At 72.3% G+C, this 4,063-nt stretch carries 1 protein-coding gene, 1 other RNA gene and 1 pseudogene; 2 read left to right on the top strand and 1 reads right to left on the bottom strand.

Annotation, left to right across the window (positions count from 1 at the left end):
- Positions 1–448, top strand: a pseudogene (locus DQW06_RS23465) (hypothetical protein); the annotation flags it as partial.
- A 340-nt stretch (positions 449–788) separates the two neighbouring features.
- The gene (locus DQW06_RS23470) at positions 789–3,152 is read left to right on the top strand and encodes a SulP family inorganic anion transporter (RefSeq protein WP_071622396.1); all 2,364 of its coding nucleotides are present in this window, start codon (positions 789–791) and stop codon (positions 3,150–3,152) included.
- Between the two features lie 473 nt (positions 3,153–3,625).
- On the opposite strand, the gene rnpB is transcribed toward DQW06_RS23470, so the two are convergent.
- An RNA gene (gene rnpB, locus DQW06_RS23475) (RNase P RNA component class A) lies at positions 3,626–4,011 on the bottom strand.
- Positions 4,012–4,063 lie beyond the last annotated feature (52 nt).

A 4,063-nucleotide genomic window follows, 5' to 3' on the forward strand; every position in this document is an offset into this window, starting at 1 on the left:
CTTCCCGGGCGGGAGCGCGGTCACCGGGGCCCCGGAGCCTCCGGCGCCGTTCGACCAGGGGCCGGTCGGCCAGCCCGCCTACCCGTCCGCGTTCCCGGGTGAGGCTCCCGGGTACCCGCAGGGCGGTTACCCGACGGGCGGCTATCCGGTGGACCAGGTGCGCGGGGACGCCCCGGCGGGCTACGGCGAACAGGCCCCGTTCGGCTATCCGGCCGGGGGCACCGGCGGCTATCCCGGTGTCCCGGGCGGCTACCCGTCCGGCGGACAGCCCCAGCAGCCGCAGCAGCCCGGCTACGGCGGCTTCCCGCCCGCGCCGGACTGGCAGTCCGGCGACGAGGAGCGGCGCCCCGGCGGGCCGCAGGCGCCGGAACCGTACCCGTCCGACCCCCGCGACCCGCACGGCCGCAACCGCTACGAGGGCGGGTACGAGGACGGCCGCTTCATCTGATCTTCCGGACGTCCGCAACACGCGGTAACGACCCTTTTCCGGCCCCCGGGCCGCACGAGAGGTACATCACTTCACACCCCGAGGCGGTGGGCGCAGCCACCACCTCGGGGTTTTCTCTGTCCTGATTTGTCCCCAGGACATGTGAAGACAGGAAAATGGTTACCAAAGGAGCAACAGACCGTAACACTGCGTGGCGGATACTGGCTACAGTTGGTAGCGCGAAGGACACCCTCAGGGACGTCCTCTCATCCCGCGTCTCCACGCACGCCCCCCGATCCGAACACCGCAGTCCCCGTGCGCCCACGCATCACTTGCCTGGTCCAACCCGAATGGAGTAACCATGCGCAACGACGCCCAGGGAGTCACGCCCGAGAGGCCGCCCACGGCCTCACCCGGGCAACGTTTCGACCGCCACAGGGGGATCGCCGCCGACGTCGGCGCCTCACTGGTGGTCTTCCTGGTCGCCGTCCCCCTGTCCCTGGGGATCGCCGTCGCCTCCGGCGCCCCCCTCATCGCCGGGATCATCGCCGCCGTGGTCGGCGGGATCGTCGCCGGACTCGTCGGCGGGTCCGTGGTCCAGGTCAGCGGCCCCGCCGCCGGCCTGACCATCATCGTCGCCGACCTGGTCATGACCTACGGATGGCGGGTGACCTGCCTGATCACCCTGCTGGCCGGGCTGGTCCAGCTCGCCCTCGGCGCCTTCCGCATCGCCCGGGCCGCCCTGGCCGTCTCCCCCGCCGTGGTGCACGGCATGCTCGCCGGGGTGGGCGTGACCATCGCCCTGGCCCAGCTGCACGTGGTCCTGGGCGGGGAACCGCAGAGCTCGGCGGTGGCCAACATCGCCGACCTGCCCCACCAGATCGCCAACAACCACACCCCGGCCGTCGCGGTCGGCGTCATCACCATCGCGATCATGTTCACCTGGAACAAGCTGCCCTCCCTCGGGCGGCTGCGGCCCGCCGTGGTGCCCGCCGCGCTGGTCGCCGTGGCCACCGCGACCCTCATCTCCACCACGAGCGGCTGGCAGGTGCAGACCGTCGTCCTGCCCGGCTCCTTCGCCGACGCCTGGAACGGCCCGATGCTGCCCGAGGCCGGGCAGTGGGACGGCATCGCCCTGAGCGTGGCCGCCGTGGCCATGGTCGCCAGCGTCGAGTCCCTGCTCGCCGCGATCGCCGTGGACCGCATGCACAGCGGCCGCCGGGTGATGCTCAACCGCGAGCTGTGCGGCCAGGGCGCGGCCAACACCATCAGCGGCGCCCTGGGCGGGCTGCCGGTGGCCGGTGTGATCGTGCGCAGCACCACCAACGTGCGCGCCGGGGCGCGCAGCCCGCTCTCGACCATCCTGCACGGCGTGTGGATCCTGCTGTTCGTCGCCCTGTTCGCGCACGTGGTCGAGCTGATCCCGATGCCCGCGCTCGCGGCGCTGCTGGTGTTCATCGGCGTGCAGATGGTCTCGATCGCCCACCTGCGCGACCTGCGCCGCCACCACGAGGCCAGCGTCTACCTGGTGACCCTGTTCGGCGTGGTGTTCCTGGGGCTCCTGGAGGGCGTGTTCATCGGCTTCGCGCTGGCCATGATCGTCTCCCTGCGCAGGCTCACCAAGCTGACCGTGACCACCGAGGAACGCGACGACCGGGTGCACATCACCGTGCACGGCTCGCTCACCTTCCTGGGCGTGCCCCGGCTCGCGCACGTGCTGCGCACCGTCCCCTCGGGCTCACGGGTCGACCTGGACCTGCACGTGGACTTCATGGACCACGCCGCCTTCGAGGCCATCCACGCCTGGCGGGTGGACCACGAGCGCACCGGCGGCAGCGTCGACATCGACGAGGTGCACGAGAAGTGGTACACGCGCAGTTCCACCCGGTCGGCGCCCGCCGCCAAGACCGCGCCCGGCGGCCTGGCCCGCTGGTGGGCCCCCTGGGAGATGCGCGGTGACGGCGACCGCGGGGTGAACGCGCTGGGCCTGCTGGCGGCCGGCGCCCGCGAGTACCACGCCAGCACCACCGACCGGATGCGGTCGGTGATGAGCCGCCTGTCGCACGGCCAGAACCCGACCGCGCTGTTCGTCACCTGCGCCGACTCGCGCGTGGTGCCCAACCTCATCACCGCGAGCGGGCCCGGCGACCTGTTCACCGTGCGCAACCTCGGCAACCTGGTGCCGCCGCGGGAGGCCCCCGACAACGGTTCGACGGGCGCGGCGATCGAGTACGCGGTGAACGTGCTGCGGGTGCCCTCGATCGTGGTGTGCGGACACTCGCACTGCGGGGCGATGCAGGCCCTGCTGGAGAAGGCCCACCTGGAGACGGACGAACAGGCGTCGCACATGCGCCGCTGGCTGTCACACGGCTCGGAGAGCCTGGCGCGGGTGGGCGAGGAGTCGGGCGCCCTGTCGGGCCTGCCCACGGCTGAGGCGCTGCGCCGCCTGGCCCAGGCCAACGTGGAGGCGCAGATCGGCAACCTCGCGAGCTACCCGGTGGTCCGCGAACGGGTGGAGGCGGGCGAGCTGACGCTGACGGGGATGTACTACGACCTGGAGACGGCGAGGGTGCACCTCCTGGACGCCGAGACGGGGGAGTTCGTCCCCGTGCAGGGCGTCCAGGACGTGAACGACCCCGTGCCCCACCCGAGGACGGATGCGGACCACGGGGATCAGCTGGTGGAGGAGTCCTCGTCGGGCGCGTCGTCGCGTCCGTCCTGCTGAACGCCTGAGGCCTGATAGGAGGCGAGCAGGACGATCACCACGATGGCCACGACAGGCAGACCGAAGAGAGCCACCCAGAAGGCGGTGGAGTCGAACAAGATGCACCCATTCCCGTGAACGCGGATGCCCGCTGGGTCCGACCCCGGACGTCGGCCCACGGGCGTACGCGCTCCGGAGCTCGCCCGGGGTAGGGAGCGCAGGGGCCAATCTATCGGTGCGCGCGGGCGCCGGGCCATCACCGGCGGGCTGTAGGACTGTACCCGTGCACCGGGAGCGGCCCTCCGACCCGCCGCCCGGGGGCCGCGCCCGCCGGAACACCACGGGCGGGGCCCGCGCCAGCCCGGCTCAGGCGGGGAGGAATCGGGACGCGGAGCGATCGGCCTGCTCCCGCTCTCCGGTCGATCCGCCGTCCGGGACAGAACCGGAACACGGCCGTCTCCCCCGCGCTGCGCCGCTGGTCAGAAGGGTGTGTGAGGGGGAGTCGGCCGGTAAGCCGGATTCTGTCGGTTCCGAGGAACCGGGCGGCCATCCATCTGGGACCGCCGTTGCCGACGGCCTCGGTGCGGTCTACCCGCGGACTCGGGCGGGCCGCCCTCGAACATCCGCGCGGGAACCCGCAGGTTCCCTTTTTGACCTTGCTCCGGGTGGGGTTTACCGAGCCGACCGGATCACTCCGGCCGCTGGTGGTCTCTTACACCACCGTTTCACCCTTACCACCGCGAGCGGTGGCGGTCTGCTTTCTGTGGCACTGTCCCGCGGGTCACCCCGGGTCGGTGTTGCCGACCACCCTGCCCTGTGGAGTCCGGACTTTCCTCGAACACGCGCACCAGGCGCGGTCCGCGACCGCCTGGCCGACTCCCCTCGCCGCCCATTCTACGCCCGCCGCCGCGGCCCCGTTCCCCCTCGGCCCC

Origin of the sequence: Nocardiopsis sp. TNDT3, from assembly GCF_003427465.1 — a bacterium.
Classification (GTDB): Bacteria; Actinomycetota; Actinomycetes; order Streptosporangiales; family Streptosporangiaceae; genus Nocardiopsis; species Nocardiopsis dassonvillei.

Coding starts and splice junctions, on each gene's coding strand:
- DQW06_RS23470 (WP_071622396.1), top strand. CDS start 789: ATGCGCAACGACGCCCAGGGAGTCACGCCCGAGAGGCCGCCCACGGCC.